Here is a 26,150-nt window from a genome sequence, read left to right as displayed (position 1 = left end):
TGTATAGTTTCCGGCAAGTCTCAAGCCTCACTCTATATAAGCCTTACATGCTATTTATAAAATACCTTATCTACATTTTCTCAATATGAATAATTAAATTCAAAAAAGCTTAAAATCATTGATTTTTTTGTTCATTTCGGCCTGTTGCAAGCCGATATAATTTAGCGTAATTGATGGATCTGAATGATTGAATATCTTTTGCAATGTAACCACATCCTTAGTCTGCTGATAGAAATGATAACCAAATGTCTTGCGAAGCGTATGCGTTCCTATGTTCTGTAATCCAAAGAAGTCTGCAGCTTCTCTCATAATCTTGTATGCCATGTCTCTGCTGATAGGCTTATTATGCTTGCCCTGACGCTTAATCAAGTATGCGTCCATGTCCATTTCATAATTCTCTATATAGTTATGAAGAGCGGTCCTCAGGTATGGATTAACCGCAAATATCTTTTGCTTGCCTGTCTTCTGCTCTCTGATTGATATCGTGCTCTTGTTCTTTACATCTTTTACTTTCAATTTCAAAATATCTGATATTCTAAGCCCGGAATATATCCCAAGCAGGAACATCAGTTTATTTCTTGGAGAAGTCGCATCAAAGTACCTTGCAATGTCTTCCAGCAAGTCTATATCTCTTATCGGCTCAACTACATTCATCATTCTCACCACCTTTCATTTATCCCTGGCACCCACCCCTGCCGTTGCTGCCCTCGCAATTCGGATATAGTTTTCCCTTATCACCTAGTTTGTTGCATGAAAAAAGCAGAGATTTCTCCCTGCTATTTCACACTATCATAATATCATTTTTTTTACTGCAATATACTGCAATGTTATATTTTTATATCTTTAATTCCTTTGTCATGCAGGTAGAACACTGAACGTACTGAAAAATTCATCCTATCTGCTATATCATCAAACTTGAGGTTATCTATGTACCGATAACTTAAAACTATTCTTCTGTCTATATCATCAACTTCATCTATCTTGCTTTTAATATCTATTCTAAGCGCCATTGCTGCTTTTAGCTTCTCCTGTAAATCTTTTTGTAAATCTATTATTTCATCAGATATCATGCTTCTATCTTTATTGCCGCCACCTCTTGGCATATCACTAAGTATTGTTGTAATCCTGTCCCTGCTGTCAATAAGATTTGAAAGACTAAATTGTTTTTGCTCAATCTCTCTAGCCAAACTCTGATAACTCTTTAAATACTCTTTCTTTTCTTCAATCGTCATAGATCCTCCTGTAGTAAAAATGCATTATCCTGGATGCCAAAACACACCCAGGATTGCAATTTTTATATTTCTTTTAGTATTTTTTCAAGCCTTTTAATCTTATATTCCTTACTGTCTCTCACAAAATCATGAAGTGAATAATACTCTTTCATCTGTTCAAGCATTATTTCAACATCCGCTATCTCTTCTGCAATATTCTTAAGAGAAAGGGTTCCTCTTAGCGCCTTGCATAATTCCTTCTGAAGCTCTGCCATTTCTTCAAATACCATTGTTGTCTGACTCTCAATCCCAAAATAGCTTAATGCTGCTAAATATACTTCTTTTTCATTCATATGATCTCCTATGCAAATAACCTTTTGAAAAATCCCATATTCGCTCTTTCTTCAATTTCGCTTTTAAGGCGGTATATCTCTTCCTGCAGGGTCAGTATCTTTTCTTCTTTCTTATCAATTATTGAATCACCTATAATCAGCTGTTTTTTGAACTGTTCTATTGCATTTGATGATGCAGTGTTTATATATCCTAATTGAACTACATTGTCCTGAAGTCTAAGTATTTCTTCTGTTTTCCTATCAATTGACTTTTCAAGACCATGATTTACTTTCACAGATTCTGATATCATTTGGTCTAACATAAGTATTTGCTTTTTTAATCGAATGTTCTCTTTGTTTAGTGATGATTTTGTGACTCTATTTCCTGATTTCTTAGCTATTCTCTTATTCATTAGATTCTCCATTCTTATTATACAAGTATCTTTCGTTTACCATTTTTCATTTGAGATCTCAGCCACCTAGCTTCAGCTTTCTTGTTTATCTCAGCCAGGCGACGCTTTCTGTTTTCCTGAGTCATAATGTTTTGGATGGCCTCATTCGCAGTTGGGTCGCTGTAGGCATACCTGTTCGACAAATTCATTAGCTTCTCCTCCCTGTTTAGAATCCTGGTTCATAGTAGTTGAACTGCTTGTAAGGATTTTCACTTTAAGGTGAGAATACCGCTGCAGCTTCCTGGCCTATGTCCTCTACGTATTGGCTCTTTGACTGAGATTTTTCGAGGAACTGTACCTGGTCAGCTATAATCTCAGTTATATATCTCTTGGCACCGTCCATATCATCGTATGTCCTGTTTTGTATCTGACCTTTAATCCCAACCAGTCTACCTTTTGCCAAGTAGTTGGCACAGTTCTCTGCAATTTTGCCCCAAACCACTATATTGAAAAAGTCTGTCTGTTTTTGGCCATCCTTTCCGATAAAGGTCCTATCCACAGCTATATTGAATGTTGCTACCGGTTTTCCTGTTGAGGGAATGTATCTGAGTTCAGGATCCCTTGTAAGCCTGCCGATTAGTATTGCTAAATTCATGGTTATTCCTCGCTTTCTTTTATGAATTTTTCAAATATTTTTTGATGCAATTCTCTCTCTTTTTGTCTTCCTTCTGCATCTGGATGAAAACTTCCGAGATATTCATCAACTGGTAGCTTTCTTCCTTTGAAATTTCCCTCATAGGCCATTATCGCACTCAAAGATTGCAAGTCAGACTTTTGTTCGTTAGTGGCATATCCTGTTAATTTTATTATTTGCCTTTCCGCACTTTGTAGCATGTAGCTTCCAACTAATGTTGCAAGCCTAGCCTCTTCATAACTAACTTTCTTGCCGTCTTTCAAGTCTATTATTATATCTAAATAGCTTCTCATGTTAGTCCTCGCTTTCTGTTATATTAACTCCGGTAATGTCTGATAAGAATCTAAAGCCTTCAGGAGATAGATGAAAAAGCCATCCGTATGTTCCATCTTGCCTTGAAATCATGAGTCCTTTGTCGCATAAATCTACAAGTTGCTCAAAGTCTTCGCACCCTTCTTTGGTGGAATAGTAATTTCTGTATGCTTCATATCTTCTGTGTTTCGTACCCCTTATATTTCGATTCTTGAATCCTATCGTGTGCTTCATGTCGTCTATCTGAGTATTCGTTACGCTATAATTTTTCATCTCTACTTCTTCCTCTCTCTCGGTACAAGTTTCCATATCTGGTGGGAATATTCCCCTTTCTCTTTGACGAGTTTGTTTTCTTTTAAAATCTCCGCAATCTTGTCAAGGCAGTATGGCTTATCTTGTGTGCATTCTTCGTTCTTATAGTGCTCGCAATCTGGACAAACAAAGGTATAGCAGAATTCCGAACAACCTCCCTGGAAATCCTCTGCTTGCATCCCATCATCTGGATCAATATATCTCCATAGCTCTATTGCTATAAAATTGCAACGAAGATGCCCTTTCCACTGGTAAACGCCTCCTCCGTCCTTCAAGAATGCGGACCTATATGTCTCGCCTTTTTCTATCTTTTCTCCGCAATAGTTGCATGTATGCTCTTTTCTTGCTTTTCGTTCTTCTTGTGATATGAATTCTGGCATTCTTATTCCTCTCTTTCTCTGCCTTCGCTGAACCATTTGTTAAGACGGTCCAGCTTGCCTTGAAGCTTCTTCCACTCTTCATGTCGCTTCATGAATTCAATATATGACTCCGGCTCCGACGGGTCCATTTCTCCGTCCTTGTCATTGAGCTCTTTGGTCTGCTTCAGGTACTCCTGCGACTTTGTGTTGTATTCTATGAGTTCTATCTCCCTGAGCGCACTTTTCCTGGACATGTCGTTGTATAGATACATGCATATCGAATCAAACGAGCATTTTTTAAGGTGCTTCTTGAACTGTTCGTAATCCATCTTTATCTCCTTTACTTTGGCTTATAAAAAGCACATTTACCATATTCACATTCAGTTACCTTTAGTGCCCTGCATGGCTCGCCCGGCTTACCGGAGAAAGCAAAACAGTCTATATCGCTTTTGAATACTACCAGGAACCTTTCGTCTGGTTCATTTGCTTTTACGTCAGATTTTTTCTGATAAGTCCTGCAGCCATACATTCTGATTACACTTTCTTTGACTCCCATCTCCTGGGCGATCTCTTTTCTTGTGCCTACTGAGATCATTTTATCTCCCTCATACAGTGCATATTTTGTTTTTGGATTGCTTATTTCGTTTCTCATGTCTTTCTACCTTCCCCCAGCAGATGCCGTCATAGTCGAATAATGTGCATATGTACATGCGACTTGATTCTGTACATTTACCTTTCCTTCTGCAGTTCTTGCAAGTCAGATTTCTTTTTCTCATGCAACCTCCCTGGATAGTTTATTTTTATTTTTGAAATTGTTATACGCTTTCTAAATGCTATTTCCTTCTCTTTCTCTGATTGACTTTAGAAACTCTTCTGCAGAAGATTTATTGTCGATTTCCTCATTAGCAGCTTTAGCTGCTTCCCTGGCTGCAAGTTTTTCGGCCATCCTTTTCTGCATCTTTAATTCCAAAGGGTCCATTTGTGCATTACGATCAGCAAGTTTGAAGCTTGATGGACTCTTTCCGCTTGCACTTGAATTGCCGGATTTGATGTCGTAGGCCTTGTTGATATTTGTATAATTGCCCTCAAAGACCTTTATGAAGTTGTTAGGCTTTATGAACCAGTCAAAGGTTACTATCCATCCGTTTTTGTTCTGACCTCTCAGGAAGTCTGACTTGTTAATCATGTCTATTGCCTGAATAACCCCATCTATGCCGTGCTCTTTAATTCTTGAATTTAAGAGCTTGTATCTGGTTGAACTTGTTTTTATATTCGTCAGCTTCTGCAAGTTCAAATCATTCCAGGAATCGATTACGGGTTGCAATTTTTTGCAACAATCATATTTATTCTCTATATCTTTATCTTTATCTTTATCTTCTTCTTCTTCTTTATCTTCTTCTTGTCCCCTTGACGTGGTACGTATCGTGGACGTATCGTTAAAAGCCTGTAAATCACTGCATTCTTCATCTGTTTCAAAATTTTCAAATTCGGGTACGTTTTTTTCTTGACATTCTTCTTTAAATTCCTGATTATAGTCATCGAATAATTTTTTCAGCGATTCGCAAGGTACATTTTCGGCTACCAGAGGAATGAGTGTTATATCTTTTACCTCCGATAGTTCTTTCTTGACACAGTCTTCCATCGGTTTTCCACCTCGGTTGAGGTTATACTCACCCCATTTAAGTATTGCGATTTCTCTTGTTTCTTGATTGTATTTAACCAGCTTGTGATGATTTACAAATCTGTCCATCAGTGAATTTATTGACTCAGGTGAATATCCAAGTTCAAATCCCATGATTTTTTTCGAAATCTGGTATATCCCTATCTGCGTAGTGTGTGAGTTCGTCAGGATATACAGATAAAAATATCTGTCCTCCGGTGTCATTTCTTCAAGGACCTTTGCATCAGTCCAGAACTCTGTATGAATCTTTCTAAAAGTTGCCATTTTCCACTCCTTTAATAATCAAGCTTATATGTCCTCATCCTGTTAATGCAGAAGGCCACAAGCATGGCTGCGTGATCTTCTTTTACTCCCTTTTTGAATTCGTGCCTTATGACATTTGTAGCAACCTTCATTGCCATTTTGTACTCTCGTTCGGATGTTTTTCCCTCTAATTTACTTTCAACTTTATCTCTGAACATCATATCGCCTCCTATTTTTATTTATGCTCTCCTTGCCCTTAGAAACTTCTCAAACTCGTCCTTGATCACTCGATAATGCTTATTGTTGCCACCCTTTATTCTTGGGCAGCCTCGAACATTTAATATCGCATATACTTCGTCTCTCGTAAGTCCATATATCTTCTGAATGTCATTTGTGTTTAATATGACTATGTCCGTAGTTGCTTTTGCGTTATCCATGGTATCCTCCTTTATTTTGCAAACTTGACGCTCATTATTGCATTTGTAATGTCATCCAGTTCTTTGAGTATGGTTTCCCATCTTGGCTTTTCGTCTTCGGATATAACTCCATCGCAGGTTATGTCCAGTAGGTCATCCTTGAGTTTCAAAAAGTCATTAACCTCTTTCTGAAGCTTCAAGATTGCTGTTGATATGTCTGTGAGATTTACTTCCGGCATGAACTTCTGGCCGACTTCTGCTGAAGTTTTTAAATGTTGATATGCCAGGTACCTTGAATCGTATATTTCAATCATTTTTATAACTGATCTGTCCGGTGGTATTCTTTTGTCCAGTTCGTAGGATCTAAGGCTTTCAACACTTATTCCAATAAGTTCTGCAGCTTTCTCCTGTGTGTACCCAGCTGCCTCTCTAGACAGCTGGTATATGTTTCTTTGCATCATCTATTCCTCCATATCGTGAATGTTTTTTATAATGTCCTCATATTTTTTGATTCTGTTTTCCAGTTCTATAATGCCGCTATGACGAGGCTCTGTTTTTACTCTTTCTTCATACTGCTTTTTAAGTTCATCAAGCATATAGAGCACATTTTTATCAATATTCATCCATTGTTACCTCACTTACATGTTCAAATAGTATATAATCTTCCGTTTCGTATCCCAGCCTGCAGTTATCCTTGTAATTATATTCAAGGTTGTTTTTTTCTATATACATGCGAAGGCTTTTGCCATAGCACTGGAATTTTATTTTTTCTCCAAGACCTAATGAATATTGAATGCCTATCAGTCCTGCTTCATTTTTTAGCATCTCTATGGTTTTTGTCATGATTTTTAAAGCTGCTTCGATTTTCATACCTTACTCCTTTCGAATTAAAGTTATTTATATTTTCTTAATATTTCCTTGACCATTCTTTCTAGTGCATAGTCTCTGATCTCTTTCATTTTTCTATCATCTGGCAAAGCATCTTCTCCAAATGTAGTCACTATGTGATAAAGAAGCCCTGCAAGTGATGAGGAATACGCAAGCCACTTCGATAGTGCGTGAATCCACAGAACAAGAAGTACTAATATTATTAACCTCATATCCCCTCCTAATGATAATTTTGATATTGATATATCTGCTCTTTTGTCATACTATTGTTTTATAAAATACTGAAAGGAGCTCTTTATGTTTGAATTTAATCCTCTAGAACCATTGCGTGATGCTATTACAGATGTAGCAAATAAAACTTACGATGATGCTCTCCATCCTGCACTTCAAGAAGCTGGTAAATCAACAGCTCTAATTCCAAGAGCTATTAATGCTGCTTTAACTCCCTTGCAAATATGGATTATTAACAGGGAATATAAGGTTAAAGAGACAGCGAAACTGCTTGAGATAAAGCTTGAAAATATTTCTCCCGAAAAAATAGTACCTCCGGAACCTTATGTTGCAGTACCTGCAATTCAAGCAATTTCTTATTGCATGGACTGCGAGGAACTAAGAGACATGTTTGCATCACTATTAGCTTCATCAATGAATTCTGATGTTAAAGATTCTGTCCATCCTTCTTTTGTTGATATTATTAAAAATATGAGCCCTCTTGATGCAAAAATTATTAAATACTTAGACTTAAAAAACTATAATAGAATTCCTATTGTAAAGTATATGTTTTCTAAAAATGAATACACCCAGAATTTAAGTCTAATAACAAACAAAAAAGTTATAGATATTATTGACCACATTATTTCAGTTGATGATATAGAAAACGATTCTCTTAAAATAAGTGCTTCTAACCATAATCTTGAACGATTAGGATTAATAAGCATCGACTATAATTCTTCAATTTCGGATGATAATTCGTACACTATATTCGAAAATAATCAAATTTATAATGAATCTGCAAATCATAAAAGTAGTACCGCTGATTTAGAGGACTTTGAGATAGAAATTGTAAAAGGAATCATCAAACCTACATCTTACGGTATTCTTTTTTCATCAATTACAACTTAGCTACTAACCGTTCCACAACATATTCGAACTGTTTAAAAAACAGGTCAATCATTTTTTTCCCTAAAGCATTTACAAAAACAATAGTTATAGTAGTTGATATTATGAAATTGACTACTATAACTATACTTATTTCTAATATACTCATCAGCTCACCTCCTCAACTTAACTGTTATTTATCAAAATTCCTTAAAATACTCTCCTATCGAAACTTCTCTACCTTCGCTCCACCACATCAGGGCCAGAGTTATTATTCCAAGTACATAAGCTCCGAAGAGATATCCTGCTAATAATTTGATCACTATTGCAAATTCACTCATTTTGATTCCTCCGTTTCGGTAATGTTGCTACTGGTATATTTGAATATATGCAGATTTGGTTACTGTTGGTAGTGCTGCTTATGATGTAATCTATAAGCATAATGTAGAAACAATTCGTTACTTTAATTATCAAAAAAAAGAGTCCATTCAATATTAAAAATCTCTGCAATTTTTTTTGCAACATTTACAGAAGGATTTCTTTGTCCATTTTCAATCATAGTGATATATTCTCGCGACGTACCAACAATCTCAGCTAATTGTTGTTGATTAATTCCGTTTTTTTCGCGTATTTCTTTAAGCCAGGTTCTTGACAATATTATTTACCTCCTTTCTTAATGTAACAGTTTGTTAATTTTGATTATACGTAACATTGTGTTACTTGTCAATATGTTTTTATAAAATAAATTAACTTTTTGTTTCTCAGATTGCGTAACTGTTTGTTACATTGTATTATATTATTGAGGTGATGAAATGCTAACTAAAAGACTAAAGTCTTTAAGAGAATCAAAACAGATAACTCAGCAAGAATTAGCGGACAAGCTTAATCTTTCAAGAGTAAGATACAATAATTATGAAACAGGAAAAAGAAGTCCAGATTATGACACTTTGCAAGTAATTGCAAACTTTTACGATGTATCAATCGACTATCTTCTTGGCAATACAGATAATCCTAATTCCGAAATCATACTTACTGATAAAGATGAAAAAGACATAGCAAAAACAATGCAAAAATTGAAAGAGCAGCTATCAAACGACCAGGGGCTAATGTTTGATGGCGATTTACTTGATGAGGAAACAGCAAAACTTCTGCTTGCTGCTATTGAGCAACAAGAAAAAATGATTAAAAAGATAAATAAAAAATATACACCTAAGAAGTACAGAAAATAATTACGGGGGTACATATGTCTTACAATGAAATTACATTTGAAAATATCAAACATTACACAGAAGAAGGAATTGAATTTTGGTATGCCAGAGAATTACAAGAGGCGCTGGAATATAAACAATGGAGACGTTTCTTTTCTGTAATAGAAAAAGCAATGATATCATGCGAAAGCTCTGGCAATACTGTTGATGAACATTTTGCCAACGTTGGCAAAACGATAAGTATGCCTAAAGGTGCCTCAAAAGAAATAAATGATTATATGCTCTCCAGATATGCCTGCTATCTTATAGTGCAAAATGGAGATCCTCGAAAAGAAGTCATCGCCCTTGGTCAAACATATTTTGCCGTAAAAACAAGGCAGCAGGAATTAGCTGAATCAGATGCAATGTTAACTGAAGAGCAACGTAGACTTGCGATCAGAGGAGATTTGACTGAACACAATAAGTCACTTGTTGATGCAGCTAAAGATGCTGGCGTTGAAACTAAACAGGAATATGCTATTTTTCAAAATAAAGGTTATCAAGGACTTTATGGCGGCCTGGGGGCAAAAGATATACATGTCAGAAAAGGACTAAAACCTTCACAAAAAATTTTGGACCATATGAGCAGCGAAGAACTTGCCGCTAACTTATTTCGTGCCACTCAAGCTGAAGCAAAGCTAAGAAGAGAAGGTATACAAGGTAAAAATAATGCTAATAAAGCCCATTTTGAAGTTGGCAAAAAGGTTAGACAAACAATTGAGGAACTTGGAGGTACTATGCCAGAAGATCTGCCTACTCCAGACAAGAGTATTAAGCAGATTGAAAGGGACAAAAGTAAAAAGAAACTTCCCAAGTAACAGTAAGTATAATGGCACAAAAATACTTCAATAAGGGGTGATTGTTTGAATAAAGAAAAATTTATTGTTGATAAATTAGTTAAGAAACATAACACATATAATCCATTTGAAATATGTGAGAAAATGAACATTAGTTTGATCTATGCTGACCTCGGTGAAATTAGAGGTTTTTACAGATATTCAAAACGAAATAAATTCATTACAATCAATTCTATTTTACCTGATCATGAGAAATTAAATGTTTGTGCGCACGAGCTTGGACATGCAGTTTTACATTCTGAGTATAATAGGATTTTTTTGAATTCAACTTTCTTTTTACCAAGCAAGTTTGAGAACCAGGCAAACAGGTTCGCTGCTTATCTGATTTTAAAAGGTTATTCTGATGATATTGAGAATATGACTGTTACTGATATTGCCAAAATCACTGGTATACCTTTGGAATATTTGATGTTGATTTCGTAAAAAATTGATTTAGGGGGTATTTTCATGAGTATTTCTATTAGCTTTTCAATAGATGAAGATGGTAAATTCAATTTCGAATATGGCAAAAAGTTTAGAACTGATAGATCTCAAAAAGGTAAAAGCCTGGTTACCAGTTTAAATGAATATACTGTAATAGATCTAGAAACTACAGGTCTTGATTCTTACTGGGATGATATCATTGAAATTGGTGCTATGAAAATTAAGGATGGAGTTGTTATTGATTCTTACTCTTCGTTGATAAAACCTGATGAAGAAATCAGTGATTTTATAATAAATCTCACTGGTATCACCAATGAGATGGTTTCAGATGCACCTAATATCGAGGAGGCTTTACCTGGTTTCATGGATTTTGTTGGAGATTCAATACTGCTGGGACATAATGTAAATTTTGATGTTAATTTTCTGTATGATAAATCAATGTTAATTTTTAATAAGCCATTCACAAATAACTTTATAGATACAATGAGGATATCACGAAAACTATTTCCGGACTTTAATAACCATAAATTAAATACACTTATAAGAAATTTTAATCTTGAAAAGAGAGGATTCCATAGAGCTCTGGGAGACTGTAACTATACATATCAAATTTACGAAAATATAAAAGATTATGTATGTAAAAATAGTATTGATTTGGAATATGAATTTAAACCTAAATCATCGTACAAAGCAGCGGATATATGTGCAAATGCTTCTACATTTGACGATTCTCACCCAATTTATGGAAAAGTTTGCGTTTTTACTGGAACTTTAGAAAAAATGCTTAGAAAAGATGCTATGCAGACTGTAGCTGATTTAGGTGGTATTTGTGGAGATTCAGTTACTAAAAAAACAAATTTTTTAATATTGGGAAACAATGATTATTGTGCAACTATTAAGGATGGCAAAAGCATAAAGCAAAAAAAGGCTGAGAAACTCATCCTGGAAGGTCATGATCTTCAAATTATATCAGAGAATGTTTTTTATGATATGTTATAATTTTATTAATAAATTCGGAATTGAAATTACATAATCAGTTTGAAGGGTGGTGATTTCTTGGAAAATTTATTAATGTATATTTTAACTTTTTTTGTAATTTTAATTTGTTTAATGTTTGTCGGCGAGATTATTATATCTTTTATTCAAAATGTACGTCTAGGAAAACAATATACTATACTCGAAAAAGAACTTCGTAAAAAACATGGTCCAAGAATAAAATGTATGGAGTGTAAATATTGCAAGAAATTTAGAGATAAAGTATTTTATAATTATCCCGGCTTCGATCAATATCTACCATCATACTGCTATAAATTTAGAATAAAATTAAAAGCTGACCCGCAGATCGTATGTAAATCATATAATCCGGAATTTGCTGAACGTAAATCACTATAATTAAAAGGGTTCAATTGAACCCAAATATGCGTGGAAAAAAAATATACATATGTAATTGACACATAAATACGAGGTAATATTATGGCAAAAAAAAGAACAAAGGCGAATGGTGAAGGTACTATATACCAGACTGACAAAGGGACCTGGCGAGCTCAGATAACTATAGGCAAGGACGATAATGGTAATGTAATCAGGAAATCTGTAAGCGGAAAAAGAAAGCTTGATGTGTCTAAAAAATTAGATAAAATAAAAGCTGATATGGGTATCATGGATATAGTTAAGGCTGATTCATATACCGTATCTAAATGGATAGAATTTTATATGGATACTGAAGCAAGGCCGAACCTTTCAGAAACATCCTTCCAGCTTTATGAGCGTCTATTCAGGATCCATATATTGCCTAACTTTGGCGATTATTATTTGTCTGAGCTTACAACTGACTTAATACAGGAAATATTTACCAAGCAATTCCAGTCTGGCGAGCTATCTCGTAACACGATGAATCAGGTTAAGACAAAGTTTGGACTTGCATTAAAGTTAGCTGTTAAAAAAGGCATTATTGCACGAAATCCTTGCGAAGGTGTTGTATTACACAAAATGAGAGAGGCTAAGTCTATCGAGGCTCTTTCTGTTGGAAATCAGAAGAAACTTGTTGATTACTGCTATAATGACCAATACAACTATTTGTTCATATTTCTGCTTGGAACCGGTCTCCGGATTGGCGAGGCACTTGGCTTGACTTGGGATTATGTCGATATGGATAACAGGTCTATAAAAATTCAAAAAATAATGATTGAAGTGTCAGGCAACCCAAAGTTCAAGGACTACCCTAAGACGGAGAATTCAATAAGAGAATTGGCTATCAGCGATAAGATGTATGCTATACTTGAATCACAGCTGCAGTTCAAAAATGATATGAATTATCTTAACTTGGTGTTTCCGAGTAGTAACTATAATTTTCGGACAACGGCAAATCTGAGAACTAAATTCATGAAAATTTGTGATGCAGCCGGCATTGATCATATCAACCTGCATGGCCTTAGACATACCTTTGCTACGAGAATGCTCGAAAAGGGTGTAACTCCTAAGGTAGTAAGCCAGATGCTTGGCCATAAAAGTATCGTTACTACATTGAATATTTACTCTCATGTACTTAAAGAACACCAGGAAGAGCACATTATAAAGATAGATGATTTTGTATAATCTGAAATCTACTGCACATTTACTGCACACACGCAAAACACTAACTTCATTGTAATTAAGTTCTATCAACAGCTTTAACTTTAAAAATAAACATATACGTTGTGCTGTTCAGATTCAATGTGTAAGGTTTAGCATAAATATTAAAATACAAAATTTCAGCACACAAGAAGTGAATGATAATTCAACTTCCTGTGTGCATTTTTTGTCTTTAGATATCTATTGAGTTCAGTAAAGCTTTCAGTGCTTTTGCCTCTTCGATTGACAAGGTTACTCCCTTACCCATTTTTTCATGATGCGGAGCCCATTCCCTGATGTCATACTTTGGCTCTCTATCATTCCAGCTGATTAAATTAAGCTCCTTGGTCCAACCTTTTGCGCTCTCTGATAATATCCCAATTTCTTCAGTTATTTCATATTTTATATCCGCCATATTCAGTCTCTCTCCTAATTTCCTTCAATCATGCTTATTTCATATTTACTAAAACCGTAATATTCATATAATATTTTATTCAATTTTTCATTTAAATAATCAATTTCTTTATTATTTTTTCTGCTATTTATGACTTCAGATACAATCGAATTAAATTCAAACTTAACTTTTTTATCAAATATTGGAATAGGTAGCTGCATTAATTCATATCCCATAACATGATTATTTGTAGATGTCTTTCTAAAGAACCAATCTTCTAATTTAGAATTCAGAACTCCTAATACTAAAAGGTTATATGAACTATCTCTAAGTAAAATTTTATTTGCAGTATGTCCAAAAAGATATTTCTCTTTTAATTCAGTTAATGCAAAATGTAACCTCCACTTATCCATAGTTCCTGTTATTTCTTGGCCAACCAAATAAACATTTTCACTGTTTTTATTAACCTTATCAATTAGAAAGTCCTCATCTACATACTCTTGACTTTCCCATAATATCCTGTATCTACCAACATTTCGACCTCTAAGTAACTTTACTGAGGTTTTATTATTAGAATATCTATGTTTAGATGACGTCAAATTCAAATCTCCTTGAGTTATTGATAAAGTAAAATCGCTTAGAGGTTTTGATTTTTTTTTGATTTTCTCCATAATCTCGAACTCCCCCTTACTTATTAAAGGGAAATATAGCGTTTCGGGATATAACTCAAATATATAATCTTGATTAATTTTTTCAAACAATAAGTGGCTTATGGTATTAACATTATTTCCAACTGATAGTTCAAAACTATTATTTTCCTGAATGTGATTTTTGAAAATACAAATACATGTTCCTTGTAAAACAGATTCAAAGACCTGACCACCTTCATCTGTAGATTTTTTTGGAAATTCAATAATTTTACAAATTTTGCTATTCTTCAAAAGAAGTTCTCGTGTGTAAGTTGAAGATAGATCACACATTAGACTACTCTGTACAATTAAACACGTAAGACCACTTTTCTTGCTAATGTTATATGAATTTTCAATAAAAACTTTATAAAGGTTTTGTTTTCCTTTGTCTCTACCTTCTGAATATGGAAATCTAACAGAGCTCACAACACCTTTCTTTATTTGTACATAAGGAGGATTACCAATTACTACATCAAACCCGCCTTTTTCCTTAAACACTCTTGCAAACTCAAGCTGCCATAGAAAGAATGGCGGGGACGGTTGATTTTTTACTTCGTTATATTTTCCAACTATTGCAGGATTTATTCCCTCTCCAAGGTTCAGTAATACAATATTATCAATTATTGATCTGATAGATCGTTTTATCTGTTCTTTTTCTGAATGATTTTTTTCATAAAAAAGTCTGTCCTGTGCTTCAAACAGCCTTGAAAGTAACGAATCGTACTGATTCTGACCCACCGAAATCTGATAATCTCTGTTTCCAAACAAGTCGCTTTCATTTATAAGCTTTGCTCCATCAAGCTCGTCAATAAGGCTGTTTCCACATCTTATATTGCAATCAAGGTTTGGCAGAGGTCTCGGATTTCTGGTTACTGCGTGCATACCATCATCAACTGCATTTTCGTCCGTTTCCTGATCTACCACAAGTGAAAGCCAAAGTCTGAGTTTTGTTATATCTACTGCTGAAGGGTCTATATCTACTGCAAATATTGAGTTTTTTATAGTGTGATACTTCAGATTCAAAGGATGACGGTCTATTTCGTATAGCATTCTGGATTTGAACTTATCATTTATAATCATTACCATATATTCCGTTATATTTTTTCTTGCTCTTACTATCTCAGACAGCATACCCAAAGGAAATGCTCCTGATCCTACTGCCGGGTCTGCCACTCTTATATTTGCCAGTGCATCATCCACATCTTTCAATCTGTTTATATTATTTTTTATGTCCAGTATCTCAGTTGAAATAAACAGCTCTGAATCTCCGTTTCTGGCGTTTACATTTGTATCCTGATCTTTCATGAACTCGCCGTAGACAATAAAATCTTTTATGGCATCATAGGAGATCCCCGTTTCATTTGAAATGTGGTTTGCAAGACTCTCCTGACACATATAGTGAACTATCTCTCTTGGAGTGTAAAATGCTCCCTTTGATTTCCTGTCTTTTACATCCAGAAGGTTTTCGAATATCTTTCCAAGCATCTCGGGATCTACTGCTACTTCTTTTTCGAGAGGTTCATCTTCGTTCATCGTAAAGTTATATCTGTCAAAAATATCCAGTATTCCATCTGCATCTTCTTTTCCTTTTAAATCAATGTTTGAGAACATCTCGTTTGGAATATCAAAATCATTGTGGTTCCAGTCATAATTGTCAAGAGGTTCAAAAAGGCCTCCGTTCAAAAATGGCACTTTGCATTTCAGCTTATTGTAATATCCTATATCTCCTCGCTGCTCGTTTAATGCTTCATAAAAAAGTGGCTCAAGATAATCATCAAAAAAATTAAGATTCTTTTTGTGGCAATTCTCGTACATCTTTCTTAAAAAATCTCTTGGACCAGTACCCCAGGACTGACCTTTCAGAGCTGCTGCGAGTACTTCCTGTTTGCTTACCTCATATTCCTCAATCATCTTTCCACTTATTCTTGTATACTGATCTTCTCCGGTCTGTCTGTATACCGCAGGAATAATCTCTTTTGTTATTTTTCCTTTAAAATACAGTGCATCATTATACTGCTTTTGGGTCAGTGTTTCAGGAAACGCATTTACTCCAAGCCAGCCTTTTTTCTGGATAAAATAAAGGAATGCAAGCTGACCCATGAGTTTTTTTGAAAATTGTTCACTTGTGAAGTTGAGACGCTCTGCTTCGTGCATAAAATCTTCATTTGACTCTAGATGTTCTTTGAGTTCGATATATTTTTTTCTATAGTTCTCAAAAAATGCCTTGGTTACCTTTTCAACGCTGAATGCCTCTTCAATCTGATCCAAAGTCGGATTTACATGATCATCCATAAATATTGGATAAAGTCTTTCCTCCGCAGTATGGCACGGCTCCAGTTCTCCCACTAGATATGAATATCTTTTTGCAGGTGTAAGTTTCTCGGTGATTTTACCTTTTGCAAATTCATAATCCAGTCTAATGAATGACAGTCTCCACTTGCCTTCTCCTTTTGTGTAAAATGCCGCTATTGCTCCGTCAATCCCAGCCGCATCCATAAGCTTTTTTACAAAGTTTCTCTGCATGCTGCGTGCATTTTCGACAGTCTTATGACTTTTGAGTTCTACTGCAAACACTGCAATCTTTGCTCTGTCCTCACCAGAAAAATTTGCAATATGATAGTACCCTTCTATATGGTAGCTGAATTCTGACCATTTTTTTGAATCATTCACAAATTTGTCAGGTCTAACTATATCCAAATTATTGAAAAATTCTGTTGTAAATTTTGTAAATTGAGATATTTCAAAGGGTTTTTCAAGTGTATCTTTGAAAAATTGTTTTCTTGCGTCCATAATATATTAAACCTCACTTTTTAAATACATTGAAAGGATTATTTGTTTTTCTTCTCTTGATTTTTTAATATTTCGTCTGCTTTCTGCAAAATATGCAGCAGGTACACCATTCATTATAACATTGTAAACTTCTACTTCATCTTCGACATTCTTGAGGTCTTTTATTATCTGCTTGCTTATTCCACTTGGGATTTCACCATTCTCCCAGAGACCAAGCATCCTTACAATATATGAATCTTCTACATCTGTCAGAATTTTACTTTTTTGAAGTGCTTTAAGATATTTTATTATTTTTGCATCATTGCCTTTTGCTCCGGTTTTTTCAGTCACAATTTCGATATCCTGTGTCAGAGCATCATCAAATGCATTTTTGTTTTTTTCCAGATGACTGAAATAGTCGCTTTCAATGCTATATCTTTTTTCATTCTTATCTGATTTTATATGATTTGCTGCAGTCATAAATGATATTTCTCTGGTGTTCTTATCTGTTATAAAGAATTTCTTCAATGCTCCTTTTCTGATAAAGGTTATCGTGCTGTCAGTTTTAATAACAGGATACATTTTTGCTGTTTTTGCTTTTAAAGGCAGTTTCTTTACCTTTTCAAACAATTCTGGCTCATTATCTCTTACTCGCCTTATCTCAGCAAGATATGCCAGTTCTGGATTCATGCTTTCGTCATCCTCATCAGGAGTTTTTGTCAAATCATCATATAATTTGTGTGAGCTAACCTCTTCGTCATCTGAGAGATATTTAAAATCCTCCCCTAAAGTGTCATGAAAAAGTTGCAGCTTTGTTACTATCCTGTCTTTCATAGGGAGCTGCATGTCGGTCTGTGAAGTCGGGAAAAAATTATACATATAGATATTATCATGCTTGCTCCCAACTCTGTTTATACGTCCGCCTCTTTGCATTATCTTGGTTGGATTCCAAGGCAGATCATAGTTTATTAACAAATTTGCTCTGTGGAGGTTGATTCCCTCTGCCAGAACATCTGTAGTTATAAGGATATCATATTTGTCTTTATTCAGATCTTCATATTTAGGATTAAAGCTGTATTCAATATCCATCTTGTGATATTCACTGCTCTCGCCGCTGAAATGAGTTAGTCGATCTCCGTAAATGTCTTCCAGGTTTCTCCTTAGATAACCTGCTGTTTCTTTGGACTCTGTAAATATTATTATCTTTGACTTTTGCAGTATGCTGTCTGTCTGTAACTGCTTTTTGAATTCATCGAGTTTTGGATCTTCAGTTATTTCGTCCCAGTGTTCTTTTAGCTGTTTCATAATGGCAAGGTCATATTCGAGAGCAGGAAGAAATGTTGACTTGAACGCATCGGCTTTGAAATGATATACCTTTTCTTCATCAACAAGTCTCATCAGTTTGGCATCATCTCCATTATCGAGCAGATCATACACATTTACTTTTTTGCTTACATATATGTCGCCAGTTTTATACATAGAGATGAATTTTTCATATGAATCAATAAATCTGGAAAGAGTCATTTTGAAAGCATAAAAGCTGCTTTCAAGTCTCTTCACAAGAATTGCTTTCATAAATCCGCTCATGTTTTGCTGAGAAATCAGTATTGATGCGTATTTTTTATTATCTTTCAGATAAAGCAGCGGAGTATATCTTGAATATTGAAGAGTCCTTATCGCCGCTATTGTTTCTCCAAAAACATCATCTACATTTTTATCAAATGTATATATTATCTGTTCAGGGGCCCCGAGTTTTGGAAACTTGAGTCCCTGTTTGTTTAAGTCATCTTCATAGTATTCAATAATTTCTTTTCTGGTACGCCTGATCATTATGCTTCTGAGAACCTGATCTCGTATGTTTTCAGAGTTTCTTTTAAGAACTTCTTTATATGATTTAGAGCCCTTCTTTTGTTTATTGAGTTCGGTATTCATTTTTGCAAAAAATGATTCAAGGTTTTTTATATTTGGAATTATGGTACTGTTATGCTTTTGCTGAAATAGATATATCTGATTTTCTATATCACTTGAATAATTGTTTATTGGTGTTGCTGAAACCAGAATAACTTTTTTGTCTTTACATATCTGATGAAGATAACCATATCCATCTGTATCACTGTTTCTGAATCTGTGAACTTCATCAACGAATACATATTCATATCTGTCAAGTTTCTGCGCATTGTCAGCTATTCTGTCTATTTTTCCCAGTGATACTACATCTGCAACGACATCAAACTCCTTCATTACTTCTTCCCAGTAATCAACAAGTGGTAGTGTAAAGTTCGTTATGAAAAAGCGATTTAAAAGGATTGCCAGATTTTGTATCCGATCTTTAAAATATAATGATGTGCGAAGCACCTGAATTCGGTTTTTTTTGCACAACAAAAGGATCTTAACCACCCTTGAATTTTCAAAAAATAATGCTGTTTCTCTTTTGTGTGGGATTGGATTTTTAGTTTAGCATCATTTTTCTCAATTTCAAGGGCAAGCCAAAATCAATGTATTGATTTTGATGGTCAACTGGCTTGATTCTCTTTGGCTTCTTCCTGCATTTTCAGTATGCTTTGTTGCCCAAGGTAGATTAGCAGCTGCCATTTTCCGGGCATGTTTTCTGCTTTATCAAGCATTTCGTGTGTATTTAATACCTGATTGTTAAATCTGGAGTGTCTTCTCAGAAAGTTGTAGTAGGCTACCCACAGTGACACGGAGTAATTTGCTCCTTCAAAATTGTCGTAGCCGCAGGTGCATCTGTATGTTTCTTTGAAGGTTCTGTTTAATCTCTCTACTACTTGCTTGTATGGTCTGTATTCTTTTGATACTGCATCATCGTTTGCAAGCCCAATGACCTGTGTGATGTCAAATTCCAGGGGGTTTTCCTGAAGGGAAAACTGCTGTGCGGCGAGTGGATAGGCACTGTACCCGTCTGCTATGAACTTGAAGTTGTCTGTTACTTTGTGGATTCCTCTGAAGGCTTTTCTCATGGCCAGTATGCATGGGCCTACGCTTCTGCTTGCTGATACCTGGTAGCCTATCACTGATTTTGAAGCGGCATCCATGATAAACCAGATGTATCCTTTGATGCCTCGTACTTTTATGTAGGTTTCATCGGCGATAAATGTTTCTGATTTTTCGTAAGGGTAGCTATCTATGAATGGCTTGATTAAAAGCGCAGCTGTTCTGCAGTAGTTGGATACCATTGTGTGGGAGATCCTTATTCCGTAAAGATCTTCAAGGGCCTGGGCTGTTTTTCGTAATGAGAGTCCAAGATTAACATGAAATGTAAGGCACAGGGACATGATATGTGCGTTTTGTTTTCTAAACTTCAGTGAGGATGAGTTCTTTGGAAGGGATTTTAAATCCATCTCAAAGAAATCTACGGTGAATTCCCGGTAGATGTAATGGAGTTTGTATTTGTATTTTTCTTTTTTATCTAGGTTTTCCGGATCTACTTTTTTCAGGTTGTTGAGATAGTACTTGCACTTTTGATTGGTGCATTTATGTATGCTAAAAAAGGTCCTGTCTCTTTTAGGGACAAGGCTGTGACTGCAATGAGGGCATTTGAGTTTTAATGGTTTGGTAACTCTTTTTCCGGTGGAAAATGTCTGGCTGCATATCTTGCACTGGTACTGGCCGTTGTCTCCGTTGTTATCGTAAATATAGTGATGCGGAGCATTGCATACTGGACATGATATTTCTTCTGGTATGGTTCTTCCGTTCCTGCGCTGAACTGGTTTTATCTTCTTCTGATATTTCGATTCGTAGTATGACAGAAGAAACTGCCAGTCCTGTTTGATGAATGGCTGGATTATTGGAAGTTGGTCTGTCTTGAATTTTTGATATTTTGGTGAGTGGGTATCGTCATGCGCCCACTGACCTAATGGAATATATTTTGAAATAAATAGTACTAAAAATCGAATTTGTTGATTTTGGTATTGAATTACATGTAGTAAATGAGTTATAATTTGAGACATAACAATGGCACCCTTGCCTTTCTGTTTTATTTGTTGTGTTGGAACTCAAATTATATCAGAAAATGGGGGGTCATTGTTTTTTTATTTAAAAAAACAGTGAAAACCTTTGAATATATAGCAATATTAAATAAAATAGGGGTGTAAAACTTTACACTACCCAACAAGTACCGGAGGACATATTATGAGCTTGTTGTGCCCTTTTTTCAGACTTTTTGCAAGCAAAGCACATATATATGTTTTCCCAAGCCCTACAACGTCAGAAATAAATACTCCTCCGTAGCTATCCAGTATCTTTTTGGCCTGCGTAACTGCATCAAGCTGGTATTGAAGTTTCATATATCCATCAGGCAGCAGTCTTTCTATAGCTGCATTTTTATCCGCATTTATTTCTTCTTTAAAATACTCATATATCGTCTTCAAATAGAGTTCATATGGAGTTATATCACTTTTTAACCAGGTTCTGCCCTCTATTGTATCTATATAAGAATCTTTTATGTCTACACCTTTTGCCCATAGTTCTTCAAATTTTTTGAGCGCAAAATCAACATCTCTGCTGTCTTTGAGTTCAACGTTAAATTCAAGATTGTTTTTAAGTCCTGCTTCTGAGAAATTGCTCGATCCTGTTATTACGCTTCCATACATATCTGGAACTATTTCCATATTCTTTCTCATTATGTAAACTTTTGCGTGTATCGGCGATTCTGTATATATTCTAATTTCAAGTTTTTCAGATTTTAACCATTCAATAAAAGTTCTTACCCCTTTTTCAATATCCATAGCATCGTCTGATGAAGCGAATTCTCTTTCAACGCTGTCAGAATACAATTCTTTAGCTTCTTTTTGTGATAAATGTGATTCTGAATCTGATTCTTTGATTATTTCAACAGTTCTTCTGTCTACATTCAATCCTACCAGTATTCTTATTTTATCAAGATTTTCCATAGCCTCATACATTCTGAAGAAGCCGCTTGTCCTGAAGTAGCCTACTAATATATCAAAATATTGTGTATTACTTTTCAGTATGTTGCTGAATCTCTCGTAAAGATTTCGGTCTGGTTCATTTGTAAAAAATGTCAAATCATTATGAGTCATTAATTAATACCCCCTGCTTTTTTAATAGCTAAATAATAATTAAATATAATTCTATTATACAGTATAAATCTTATTTTAACATCTCTATTAGTCGCAAAATCTTCTGTATATAAATAGACATACCCACTTATAAATTGTCGATGATCTTTATAAAATAAATTATCTTTCTATTTCTTTAATTGCGTAAAAGTTTGTTACATTGTATTATATTATCAAGGTGCCAATTGGCTGCTTTATATCAAATTAAGGTAATTCATTAACGTAATTCAAACAGCCAAGATTGCATGTAAAGCTCTGACGAGACTGTCATTGAGCATTTTGCACAGCAAGTTTGAGAACCAGGCGAACAGGTTCGCTGCTTATTTAATGTTGATTTTGTAAATTTCAAGGAGGTATTAAAATGGGGTTATTTGATTTTTTGTTAAATCAAAAACCGATTACAAATGCTGATATCCAAGCGCAGCCGCCAATTCAGCATGAAGAAACCGGGCTAAAAATGAAAGTTAAGGAATACAAAAAAGGGCGCAAGCTTCCTGATGATTATATTGTTTTCGATTTAGAGACTACTGGCCTTAATCCGGTAGAAAGTGAAATAATTGAAATCGGCGCCATAAAATATCATGGAGGTATAGAAGTTGAGAGATTCCATACATACGTCAAGCCTTATTCCCCTATTACATCGAAAATCACGAAAATAAACGGTATAACAAATTCAATGGTTAAGGATGCACCAAAGATAGACACTGCTATAAAATCATTTGAAAACTTCGTGGAAAGCATGCATCTGGTTGCTCATAATGCAAGTTTTGATATGGGCTTTATACAGACAAATATGAATAACTATCACGAAACTACATTTGAAAATACTGTTATTGATACATTGACGCTGGCGAGAAAATATATTGAAACTCCTAATCACAAACTGGAGACTTTAAAAAATCATTTTAAGGTTAATGTTGGATCTCACAATGCTATTGATGACTGTGTTGTGTGTGGAAAAGTATATGCACATTGTAAAGAAAAGGCTACTTTATAAATATTTATACATTTGATAAGAGGCATAGTTGAGGATGGTATTATTGATGAGTCCGAGCTTGAGGATCTGGCTTGGATATGCAGCCAGTTTGAACCAGATGGTAAATATTATGAATTCACTACCCTGTCTATACAAATGCTTCACGGAGTATTTCACGGAATACTTTCGGACGGTGTGTTAACTGATCAAGAGATACATAGTCTTGATGAGTGGATAAAAGTCAATGACTTCCTGTCTGGCACTTATCCATATGATGAAATAAACTCACTGTTGTCGGATGTTTTGGAAGATGGAGTTATAACTGATACTGAGAGAGATATATTGAGGTCATTTATAGGAGATTTTATAGATGCTTCCGCTTCTATAAATATAAATGCCGGCGAACTCGAAGAATTAAGGAAACAGTACAATATATCTGGAATATGCGCCAAGTCTCCAAATTTATCTATTGAATCGAAGTGTTTCTGCTTCACTGGGAAGTCTTCCAGGGCTAAGAGATCTGATATTCAAGAAATTGTTGAAAAGAACTCTGGTCTATTCTCAAATAATGTCACAAAGGAAACTGATTATCTGATTGTCGGGGACGAAGGTAATCCTTGCTGGGCATTCAGCTGCTATGGCCGTAAGGTTGAGAAGGCTGTTTCAATGAGAAAAAGCGGGCATAATATTGTTATTGTTCATGAGAATGATTTTTGGGGAAAGGTTTAGACCAAAAGGAGTTTCCCTGAAATAAATAGAACGCCCCTTCTCAAGCAGGAATACTTCATCATTTACAGCATCTGCAAGCATACTTCTATAACGCTTATATACTCGCTAATACATTAATTAATGGCCTCTCTTTCAAACAGCTGATTTGAAAAAATATAAAGTAACAGGGCATGAGTTCTCTCTATAAATAGAACTCATGCCCTGTTACTTATTCACACAAATATCTAAAACTATTCTTACAAGCTTTTAGGAGCTCTTATAATCATTTTCCGCCCTTGTTTCCAACAGCTTCACATATTCTTCTTAATCCTTCAGACACAATGGACCTTGGACATGCAAGATTCAGCCTTATAAATCCATCTGAGTTTTGAACGAACATATTCCCACCCTCCAGCAGCACTCCAGCATTATATGCAAAGAACAGTGGCAAATCTTCATCGGGTTCAAAATATTCTCTTAGGTCAACCCATGCGAGATATGTTGATTCTGATATCATAAACTTTGCTTTTGGAAGATGTTCAGATAAATATTGTCCAGTAAATTCAAAATTTTCATCAAGATAATCCGTAAGCTCCTCAAGCCATGGTTCACCACTTTCATATGCCGCCTGAGATGCCGCTATGCTCAATGGATTGTCAAAATTATAGTGTCTTGAAAGCCATTTGCTTCTTAATAAATCACTCCTGATAATTATGTTTGAAATCATGAGACCTGCTATATTGAATGTCTTGCTCGGAGCCATACAGGTAATAAGCTTGTTGTATTCTTTCATTACTTTTCCCATAGGTATGTGCTTCTGATTCTTTCTGAGAAGATCACAGTGAATCTCATCCGAAATTACCCATAATTTATTTTTTTCTATTATCCCGGATATTTTCTCCAGTTCTTCCTTCTTCCATACCCTTCCTGTCGGATTATGAGGATTACAAAGAATAAGCAGTGTTGTTTTTTCATCAGATGCCTTTTTCTCCAGATCTTCAAAATCAATGCTGTAATATCCATCTTCATTTTTCAGGTCTGAACAGACACTCTCTCTTGAGCTGTGATCAGCGGCATATTTGAAATATGCATACGATGGAGTCAGAAACAGTACTTTCTCATCCGGTTTACATATATATTCAACAAGTTCAAACAGCGCTGGTATGATTCCGTTCGACATGACCAGTTCTTTTTTGTCAAAGCTCCATTCATATCTTTTTTTGCACCAGGCCAAAAGAGCTTCATAGTAGGAATCTTCAAAAATCCTCGTGTAACCGAATATCCTACTATTCAATCTCTTTTTAATTCCTTCAATCACTACGTCTGGCGTCGCAAACTCCATATCCGCAACCCACATGCGTATGAATTCATCGTCTTTGTATGGAAAAGTCATGCTCTCATCAGCATGAAAGATATACTGCCTGAATCCGTCTGTATTCATGGCATTCGTGTTTCTTCTGTCTATTATCTCATCAAAATTATACATAATATTTTCCTCCCCACTATTATTTCATCTTTAGCTTCTATTTTAAATATTTTTCTCCACAAAGTCAAAAACAGTAATTCTCTTTAGAGTGGAATTTAGATTTTGAAATTCCATTGCTGGTGGAAAAAGCAAGTGATTCTATGATATAATAATCATGAAAATATTACAGAGTGCAATTTTCAAATTTTTTTGTATTTATAGGAAACTTTAAGGAGAATTTCATGAGTGAAATAAGTGCTGAGATTGGAAAAAGAATACGTAATTTCAGAAGGATGAGAAAGCTCACTTTGGAAGAGCTCTCTAAAATAATATGCAAAAGCAAATCTACAATTTCAAAATATGAAAAGGGAGAGATTTCAATTGATGTGGAAACTCTCTATGATATTGCCGGAGCTCTCAAAATACACGTTGAACAGCTTTTGTACTGCACTCCCCAGCGTGCGAGCCTCATGTCAGACTCAAGCAGCCCCGCCTTTTTCAGCGGCATGTCCCAATTTTATTCATACCTTTATGACGGTCGAAGCAACCGCCTTATACGCTGCGTATTTGACGTTCTGTCGGAATCAGGGAAAAACCAGTACAAGATTATGATGTACATGAACTTCAAAGATTACGAAAACTACCAGAACTGCGAAAATACTTACTGGGGATATATCGAGCATTATGATGCAGTTACGAACATTCAGCTTACAAATCAGGATACTCCAATGGAAAAAGCCAGCGCTCAGATCCTTGCTTCGTACCTTGACGCTGATACGAAATGGGGGCTGTTCAATGGCTTTTCATCAAGACCTATGATGCCTATCGCGGTTAAAATGCTTTTTTCAAAATCCAGGCTCAAAGAAGACTCTGAATTAATAAAAGTGCTTAAGGTTTCAAAAGATGACATAAGACTTCTCAGGCATTATAATATGTTTACAACTGAACTATCTTTTCAGCTTGAAAACTTTTAAC

Annotated in this window: 35 protein-coding genes; 9 read left to right on the top strand and 26 right to left on the bottom strand. The window is 35.2% G+C overall.

All coding sequences use genetic code 11. From position 1 onward, the window contains the following. Positions 1 to 99 precede the first annotated feature (99 nt). The 18 genes from AC4PGZ_RS04430 to AC4PGZ_RS04345 all read right to left on the bottom strand — a co-directional run bounded on the left by AC4PGZ_RS04430 (position 100) and on the right by AC4PGZ_RS04345 (position 7,052). Complete coding sequence (locus AC4PGZ_RS04430; protein WP_492159841.1) at positions 100 to 657, bottom strand: site-specific integrase; 558 nt, start codon at positions 655 to 657, stop codon at positions 100 to 102. Positions 658 to 827: 170 nt separating this feature from the next. Next, a complete protein-coding gene (locus AC4PGZ_RS04425; RefSeq protein ID WP_492159840.1) occupies positions 828 to 1,232 on the bottom strand; it encodes a DUF1492 domain-containing protein in 405 nt (134 codons plus the stop codon). A gap of 62 nt (positions 1,233 to 1,294) precedes the next feature. Further along, entirely contained in the window at positions 1,295 to 1,564 is a 270-nt protein-coding gene (locus AC4PGZ_RS04420; RefSeq protein WP_492159839.1) for a hypothetical protein, read from the bottom strand. Positions 1,565 to 1,572: 8 nt separating this feature from the next. Beyond that, entirely contained in the window at positions 1,573 to 1,956 is a 384-nt protein-coding gene (locus tag AC4PGZ_RS04415; RefSeq protein ID WP_492159838.1) for a hypothetical protein, read from the bottom strand. A 17-nt stretch (positions 1,957 to 1,973) separates the two neighbouring features. Next, entirely contained in the window at positions 1,974 to 2,144 is a 171-nt protein-coding gene (locus tag AC4PGZ_RS04410; protein WP_492159837.1) for a hypothetical protein, read from the bottom strand. Between the two features lie 65 nt (positions 2,145 to 2,209). Continuing rightward, positions 2,210 to 2,590, bottom strand: coding sequence for a single-stranded DNA-binding protein (locus AC4PGZ_RS04405; protein WP_492159836.1), 381 nt, complete (start codon positions 2,588 to 2,590; stop codon positions 2,210 to 2,212). A 2-nt stretch (positions 2,591 to 2,592) separates the two neighbouring features. Beyond that, complete coding sequence (locus tag AC4PGZ_RS04400; RefSeq protein ID WP_492159835.1) at positions 2,593 to 2,922, bottom strand: hypothetical protein; 330 nt, start codon at positions 2,920 to 2,922, stop codon at positions 2,593 to 2,595. Between the two features lies 1 nt (position 2,923). Beyond that, complete coding sequence (locus AC4PGZ_RS04395) at positions 2,924 to 3,214, bottom strand: hypothetical protein (protein ID WP_492159834.1); 291 nt, start codon at positions 3,212 to 3,214, stop codon at positions 2,924 to 2,926. Between the two features lie 2 nt (positions 3,215 to 3,216). Then, positions 3,217 to 3,633 (bottom strand): hypothetical protein, encoded by a 417-nt coding sequence (locus tag AC4PGZ_RS04390; protein WP_492159833.1) that lies wholly within the window; start codon positions 3,631 to 3,633, stop codon positions 3,217 to 3,219. Between the two features lie 2 nt (positions 3,634 to 3,635). After that, the gene (locus AC4PGZ_RS04385; RefSeq protein WP_492159832.1) at positions 3,636 to 3,941 is read right to left on the bottom strand and encodes a hypothetical protein; all 306 of its coding nucleotides are present in this window, start codon (positions 3,939 to 3,941) and stop codon (positions 3,636 to 3,638) included. Positions 3,942 to 3,952: 11 nt separating this feature from the next. Continuing rightward, positions 3,953 to 4,264 (bottom strand): hypothetical protein, encoded by a 312-nt coding sequence (locus AC4PGZ_RS04380; RefSeq protein ID WP_492159831.1) that lies wholly within the window; start codon positions 4,262 to 4,264, stop codon positions 3,953 to 3,955. Positions 4,265 to 4,438: 174 nt separating this feature from the next. Then, on the bottom strand, positions 4,439 to 5,557 hold the full coding sequence (locus AC4PGZ_RS04375) for a hypothetical protein (protein WP_492159830.1): 1,119 nt from the start codon (positions 5,555 to 5,557) through the stop codon (positions 4,439 to 4,441). Between the two features lie 11 nt (positions 5,558 to 5,568). Further along, positions 5,569 to 5,757 carry a hypothetical protein gene (locus tag AC4PGZ_RS04370; RefSeq protein WP_492159829.1) on the bottom strand — a complete coding sequence of 63 codons (189 nt, stop codon included), beginning with the start codon at positions 5,755 to 5,757 and terminating at the stop codon, positions 5,569 to 5,571. Between the two features lie 18 nt (positions 5,758 to 5,775). After that, positions 5,776 to 5,973 carry a hypothetical protein gene (locus AC4PGZ_RS04365; RefSeq protein ID WP_492159828.1) on the bottom strand — a complete coding sequence of 66 codons (198 nt, stop codon included), beginning with the start codon at positions 5,971 to 5,973 and terminating at the stop codon, positions 5,776 to 5,778. A gap of 11 nt (positions 5,974 to 5,984) precedes the next feature. After that, entirely contained in the window at positions 5,985 to 6,413 is a 429-nt protein-coding gene (locus AC4PGZ_RS04360; protein WP_492159827.1) for a helix-turn-helix domain-containing protein, read from the bottom strand. Further along, positions 6,414 to 6,575, bottom strand: a complete 162-nt coding sequence (locus AC4PGZ_RS04355) for a hypothetical protein (RefSeq protein ID WP_492159826.1) — start codon at positions 6,573 to 6,575, stop codon at positions 6,414 to 6,416. It abuts the gene before it with no gap. Further along, positions 6,565 to 6,822, bottom strand: a complete 258-nt coding sequence (locus AC4PGZ_RS04350) for a hypothetical protein (protein ID WP_492159825.1) — start codon at positions 6,820 to 6,822, stop codon at positions 6,565 to 6,567. Before AC4PGZ_RS04350 ends, AC4PGZ_RS04355 begins: the two co-directional genes overlap by 11 nt. A gap of 23 nt (positions 6,823 to 6,845) precedes the next feature. After that, positions 6,846 to 7,052, bottom strand: coding sequence for a hypothetical protein (locus AC4PGZ_RS04345; protein ID WP_492159824.1), 207 nt, complete (start codon positions 7,050 to 7,052; stop codon positions 6,846 to 6,848). Positions 7,053 to 7,137: 85 nt separating this feature from the next. Here AC4PGZ_RS04345 and AC4PGZ_RS04340 point away from each other — a divergent pair, with 85 nt between their 5' ends. After that, on the top strand, positions 7,138 to 7,962 hold the full coding sequence (locus tag AC4PGZ_RS04340) for a DUF4393 domain-containing protein (protein WP_492159823.1): 825 nt from the start codon (positions 7,138 to 7,140) through the stop codon (positions 7,960 to 7,962). Between the two features lie 176 nt (positions 7,963 to 8,138). Here AC4PGZ_RS04340 and AC4PGZ_RS04335 read toward each other — a convergent pair whose 3' ends face one another. Together AC4PGZ_RS04335 and AC4PGZ_RS04330 are read right to left on the bottom strand one after the other, a co-directional pair. Further along, a complete protein-coding gene (locus tag AC4PGZ_RS04335) occupies positions 8,139 to 8,279 on the bottom strand; it encodes a hypothetical protein (protein ID WP_492159822.1) in 141 nt (46 codons plus the stop codon). A 122-nt stretch (positions 8,280 to 8,401) separates the two neighbouring features. After that, on the bottom strand, positions 8,402 to 8,593 hold the full coding sequence (locus AC4PGZ_RS04330) for a helix-turn-helix transcriptional regulator (RefSeq protein ID WP_492159821.1): 192 nt from the start codon (positions 8,591 to 8,593) through the stop codon (positions 8,402 to 8,404). Between the two features lie 157 nt (positions 8,594 to 8,750). Between AC4PGZ_RS04330 and AC4PGZ_RS04325 the strand changes: the two genes are divergently transcribed. The 5 genes from AC4PGZ_RS04325 to AC4PGZ_RS04305 all read left to right on the top strand — a co-directional run bounded on the left by AC4PGZ_RS04325 (position 8,751) and on the right by AC4PGZ_RS04305 (position 13,060). Next, positions 8,751 to 9,167: a helix-turn-helix domain-containing protein gene (locus tag AC4PGZ_RS04325; RefSeq protein ID WP_492159820.1), complete on the top strand. Its 417-nt coding sequence runs from the start codon at positions 8,751 to 8,753 to the stop codon at positions 9,165 to 9,167. A gap of 14 nt (positions 9,168 to 9,181) precedes the next feature. Continuing rightward, positions 9,182 to 10,003 carry a DNA damage-inducible protein D gene (gene dinD / locus AC4PGZ_RS04320; protein WP_492159819.1) on the top strand — a complete coding sequence of 274 codons (822 nt, stop codon included), beginning with the start codon at positions 9,182 to 9,184 and terminating at the stop codon, positions 10,001 to 10,003. A 45-nt stretch (positions 10,004 to 10,048) separates the two neighbouring features. After that, positions 10,049 to 10,465: an ImmA/IrrE family metallo-endopeptidase gene (locus AC4PGZ_RS04315; protein WP_492159818.1), complete on the top strand. Its 417-nt coding sequence runs from the start codon at positions 10,049 to 10,051 to the stop codon at positions 10,463 to 10,465. Between the two features lie 24 nt (positions 10,466 to 10,489). Then, on the top strand, positions 10,490 to 11,464 hold the full coding sequence (locus AC4PGZ_RS04310; protein WP_492159817.1) for an exonuclease domain-containing protein: 975 nt from the start codon (positions 10,490 to 10,492) through the stop codon (positions 11,462 to 11,464). Between the two features lie 474 nt (positions 11,465 to 11,938). Continuing rightward, positions 11,939 to 13,060, top strand: coding sequence for a tyrosine-type recombinase/integrase (locus AC4PGZ_RS04305; RefSeq protein ID WP_492159816.1), 1,122 nt, complete (start codon positions 11,939 to 11,941; stop codon positions 13,058 to 13,060). 208 nt (positions 13,061 to 13,268) lie between these two features. Here AC4PGZ_RS04305 and AC4PGZ_RS04300 read toward each other — a convergent pair whose 3' ends face one another. The 5 genes from AC4PGZ_RS04300 to AC4PGZ_RS04280 form a co-directional block, all read right to left on the bottom strand. Next, positions 13,269 to 13,490 carry a YdbC family protein gene (locus tag AC4PGZ_RS04300; protein ID WP_492159815.1) on the bottom strand — a complete coding sequence of 74 codons (222 nt, stop codon included), beginning with the start codon at positions 13,488 to 13,490 and terminating at the stop codon, positions 13,269 to 13,271. 14 nt (positions 13,491 to 13,504) lie between these two features. Further along, a complete protein-coding gene (locus tag AC4PGZ_RS04295) occupies positions 13,505 to 16,948 on the bottom strand; it encodes an Eco57I restriction-modification methylase domain-containing protein (protein ID WP_492159814.1) in 3,444 nt (1,147 codons plus the stop codon). A 6-nt stretch (positions 16,949 to 16,954) separates the two neighbouring features. Beyond that, positions 16,955 to 19,168, bottom strand: coding sequence for a helicase-related protein (locus tag AC4PGZ_RS04290; protein WP_492159813.1), 2,214 nt, complete (start codon positions 19,166 to 19,168; stop codon positions 16,955 to 16,957). A gap of 272 nt (positions 19,169 to 19,440) precedes the next feature. Further along, on the bottom strand, positions 19,441 to 20,895 hold the full coding sequence (locus AC4PGZ_RS04285; RefSeq protein WP_492157960.1) for an IS6 family transposase: 1,455 nt from the start codon (positions 20,893 to 20,895) through the stop codon (positions 19,441 to 19,443). A 153-nt stretch (positions 20,896 to 21,048) separates the two neighbouring features. Beyond that, positions 21,049 to 21,987 carry a phospholipase D-like domain-containing protein gene (locus tag AC4PGZ_RS04280; RefSeq protein ID WP_492159812.1) on the bottom strand — a complete coding sequence of 313 codons (939 nt, stop codon included), beginning with the start codon at positions 21,985 to 21,987 and terminating at the stop codon, positions 21,049 to 21,051. Between the two features lie 400 nt (positions 21,988 to 22,387). On the opposite strand from AC4PGZ_RS04280, the gene AC4PGZ_RS04275 reads away from it, so the two are divergent. Beyond that, entirely contained in the window at positions 22,388 to 23,023 is a 636-nt protein-coding gene (locus AC4PGZ_RS04275) for a 3'-5' exonuclease (RefSeq protein ID WP_492159811.1), read from the top strand. 12 nt (positions 23,024 to 23,035) lie between these two features. Beyond that, on the top strand, positions 23,036 to 23,731 hold the full coding sequence (locus tag AC4PGZ_RS04270; protein ID WP_492159810.1) for a BRCT domain-containing protein: 696 nt from the start codon (positions 23,036 to 23,038) through the stop codon (positions 23,729 to 23,731). Positions 23,732 to 23,993: 262 nt separating this feature from the next. Here the strand turns inward: AC4PGZ_RS04270 and AC4PGZ_RS04265 are convergent, their stop codons facing one another. Beyond that, the gene (locus AC4PGZ_RS04265; protein ID WP_492159809.1) at positions 23,994 to 25,196 is read right to left on the bottom strand and encodes a MalY/PatB family protein; all 1,203 of its coding nucleotides are present in this window, start codon (positions 25,194 to 25,196) and stop codon (positions 23,994 to 23,996) included. A gap of 221 nt (positions 25,197 to 25,417) precedes the next feature. Here AC4PGZ_RS04265 and AC4PGZ_RS04260 point away from each other — a divergent pair, with 221 nt between their 5' ends. Further along, positions 25,418 to 26,149 carry a helix-turn-helix domain-containing protein gene (locus tag AC4PGZ_RS04260; protein WP_492159808.1) on the top strand — a complete coding sequence of 244 codons (732 nt, stop codon included), beginning with the start codon at positions 25,418 to 25,420 and terminating at the stop codon, positions 26,147 to 26,149. Position 26,150: the final 1 nt, after the last annotated feature.

This window comes from Proteocatella sp. QWL-06, assembly GCF_058684135.1.
This window is presented reverse-complemented; position numbering and strand designations above follow the sequence as displayed.

Bases quoted from the DNA above. Each gene is read 5' to 3' on its own strand.
- AC4PGZ_RS04280 (WP_492159812.1), bottom strand. From the start codon at position 21,987: ATGACTCATAATGATTTGACATTTTTTACAAATGAACCAGACCGAAAT.
- AC4PGZ_RS04285 (WP_492157960.1), bottom strand. From the start codon at position 20,895: ATGTCTCAAATTATAACTCATTTACTACATGTAATTCAATACCAAAAT.
- dinD (WP_492159819.1), top strand. From the start codon at position 9,182: ATGTCTTACAATGAAATTACATTTGAAAATATCAAACATTACACAGAA.
- AC4PGZ_RS04360 (WP_492159827.1), bottom strand. From the start codon at position 6,413: ATGATGCAAAGAAACATATACCAGCTGTCTAGAGAGGCAGCTGGGTAC.
- AC4PGZ_RS04385 (WP_492159832.1), bottom strand. From the start codon at position 3,941: ATGGATTACGAACAGTTCAAGAAGCACCTTAAAAAATGCTCGTTTGAT.
- AC4PGZ_RS04425 (WP_492159840.1), bottom strand. From the start codon at position 1,232: ATGACGATTGAAGAAAAGAAAGAGTATTTAAAGAGTTATCAGAGTTTG.
- AC4PGZ_RS04290 (WP_492159813.1), bottom strand. From the start codon at position 19,168: ATGAAGGAGTTTGATGTCGTTGCAGATGTAGTATCACTGGGAAAAATA.
- AC4PGZ_RS04405 (WP_492159836.1), bottom strand. From the start codon at position 2,590: ATGAATTTAGCAATACTAATCGGCAGGCTTACAAGGGATCCTGAACTC.
- AC4PGZ_RS04310 (WP_492159817.1), top strand. From the start codon at position 10,490: ATGAGTATTTCTATTAGCTTTTCAATAGATGAAGATGGTAAATTCAAT.
- AC4PGZ_RS04345 (WP_492159824.1), bottom strand. From the start codon at position 7,052: ATGAGGTTAATAATATTAGTACTTCTTGTTCTGTGGATTCACGCACTA.
- AC4PGZ_RS04370 (WP_492159829.1), bottom strand. From the start codon at position 5,757: ATGATGTTCAGAGATAAAGTTGAAAGTAAATTAGAGGGAAAAACATCC.
- AC4PGZ_RS04375 (WP_492159830.1), bottom strand. From the start codon at position 5,557: ATGGCAACTTTTAGAAAGATTCATACAGAGTTCTGGACTGATGCAAAG.
- AC4PGZ_RS04325 (WP_492159820.1), top strand. From the start codon at position 8,751: ATGCTAACTAAAAGACTAAAGTCTTTAAGAGAATCAAAACAGATAACT.
- AC4PGZ_RS04380 (WP_492159831.1), bottom strand. From the start codon at position 4,264: ATGAGAAACGAAATAAGCAATCCAAAAACAAAATATGCACTGTATGAG.
- AC4PGZ_RS04350 (WP_492159825.1), bottom strand. From the start codon at position 6,822: ATGAAAATCGAAGCAGCTTTAAAAATCATGACAAAAACCATAGAGATG.
- AC4PGZ_RS04415 (WP_492159838.1), bottom strand. From the start codon at position 1,956: ATGAATAAGAGAATAGCTAAGAAATCAGGAAATAGAGTCACAAAATCA.
- AC4PGZ_RS04410 (WP_492159837.1), bottom strand. From the start codon at position 2,144: ATGAATTTGTCGAACAGGTATGCCTACAGCGACCCAACTGCGAATGAG.
- AC4PGZ_RS04430 (WP_492159841.1), bottom strand. From the start codon at position 657: ATGATGAATGTAGTTGAGCCGATAAGAGATATAGACTTGCTGGAAGAC.
- AC4PGZ_RS04355 (WP_492159826.1), bottom strand. From the start codon at position 6,575: ATGAATATTGATAAAAATGTGCTCTATATGCTTGATGAACTTAAAAAG.
- AC4PGZ_RS04335 (WP_492159822.1), bottom strand. From the start codon at position 8,279: ATGAGTGAATTTGCAATAGTGATCAAATTATTAGCAGGATATCTCTTC.
- AC4PGZ_RS04305 (WP_492159816.1), top strand. From the start codon at position 11,939: ATGGCAAAAAAAAGAACAAAGGCGAATGGTGAAGGTACTATATACCAG.
- AC4PGZ_RS04340 (WP_492159823.1), top strand. From the start codon at position 7,138: ATGTTTGAATTTAATCCTCTAGAACCATTGCGTGATGCTATTACAGAT.
- AC4PGZ_RS04295 (WP_492159814.1), bottom strand. From the start codon at position 16,948: ATGGACGCAAGAAAACAATTTTTCAAAGATACACTTGAAAAACCCTTT.
- AC4PGZ_RS04275 (WP_492159811.1), top strand. From the start codon at position 22,388: ATGGGGTTATTTGATTTTTTGTTAAATCAAAAACCGATTACAAATGCT.
- AC4PGZ_RS04300 (WP_492159815.1), bottom strand. From the start codon at position 13,490: ATGGCGGATATAAAATATGAAATAACTGAAGAAATTGGGATATTATCA.
- AC4PGZ_RS04400 (WP_492159835.1), bottom strand. From the start codon at position 2,922: ATGAGAAGCTATTTAGATATAATAATAGACTTGAAAGACGGCAAGAAA.
- AC4PGZ_RS04260 (WP_492159808.1), top strand. From the start codon at position 25,418: ATGAGTGAAATAAGTGCTGAGATTGGAAAAAGAATACGTAATTTCAGA.
- AC4PGZ_RS04265 (WP_492159809.1), bottom strand. From the start codon at position 25,196: ATGTATAATTTTGATGAGATAATAGACAGAAGAAACACGAATGCCATG.
- AC4PGZ_RS04420 (WP_492159839.1), bottom strand. From the start codon at position 1,564: ATGAATGAAAAAGAAGTATATTTAGCAGCATTAAGCTATTTTGGGATT.
- AC4PGZ_RS04390 (WP_492159833.1), bottom strand. From the start codon at position 3,633: ATGCCAGAATTCATATCACAAGAAGAACGAAAAGCAAGAAAAGAGCAT.
- AC4PGZ_RS04365 (WP_492159828.1), bottom strand. From the start codon at position 5,973: ATGGATAACGCAAAAGCAACTACGGACATAGTCATATTAAACACAAAT.
- AC4PGZ_RS04395 (WP_492159834.1), bottom strand. From the start codon at position 3,214: ATGAAAAATTATAGCGTAACGAATACTCAGATAGACGACATGAAGCAC.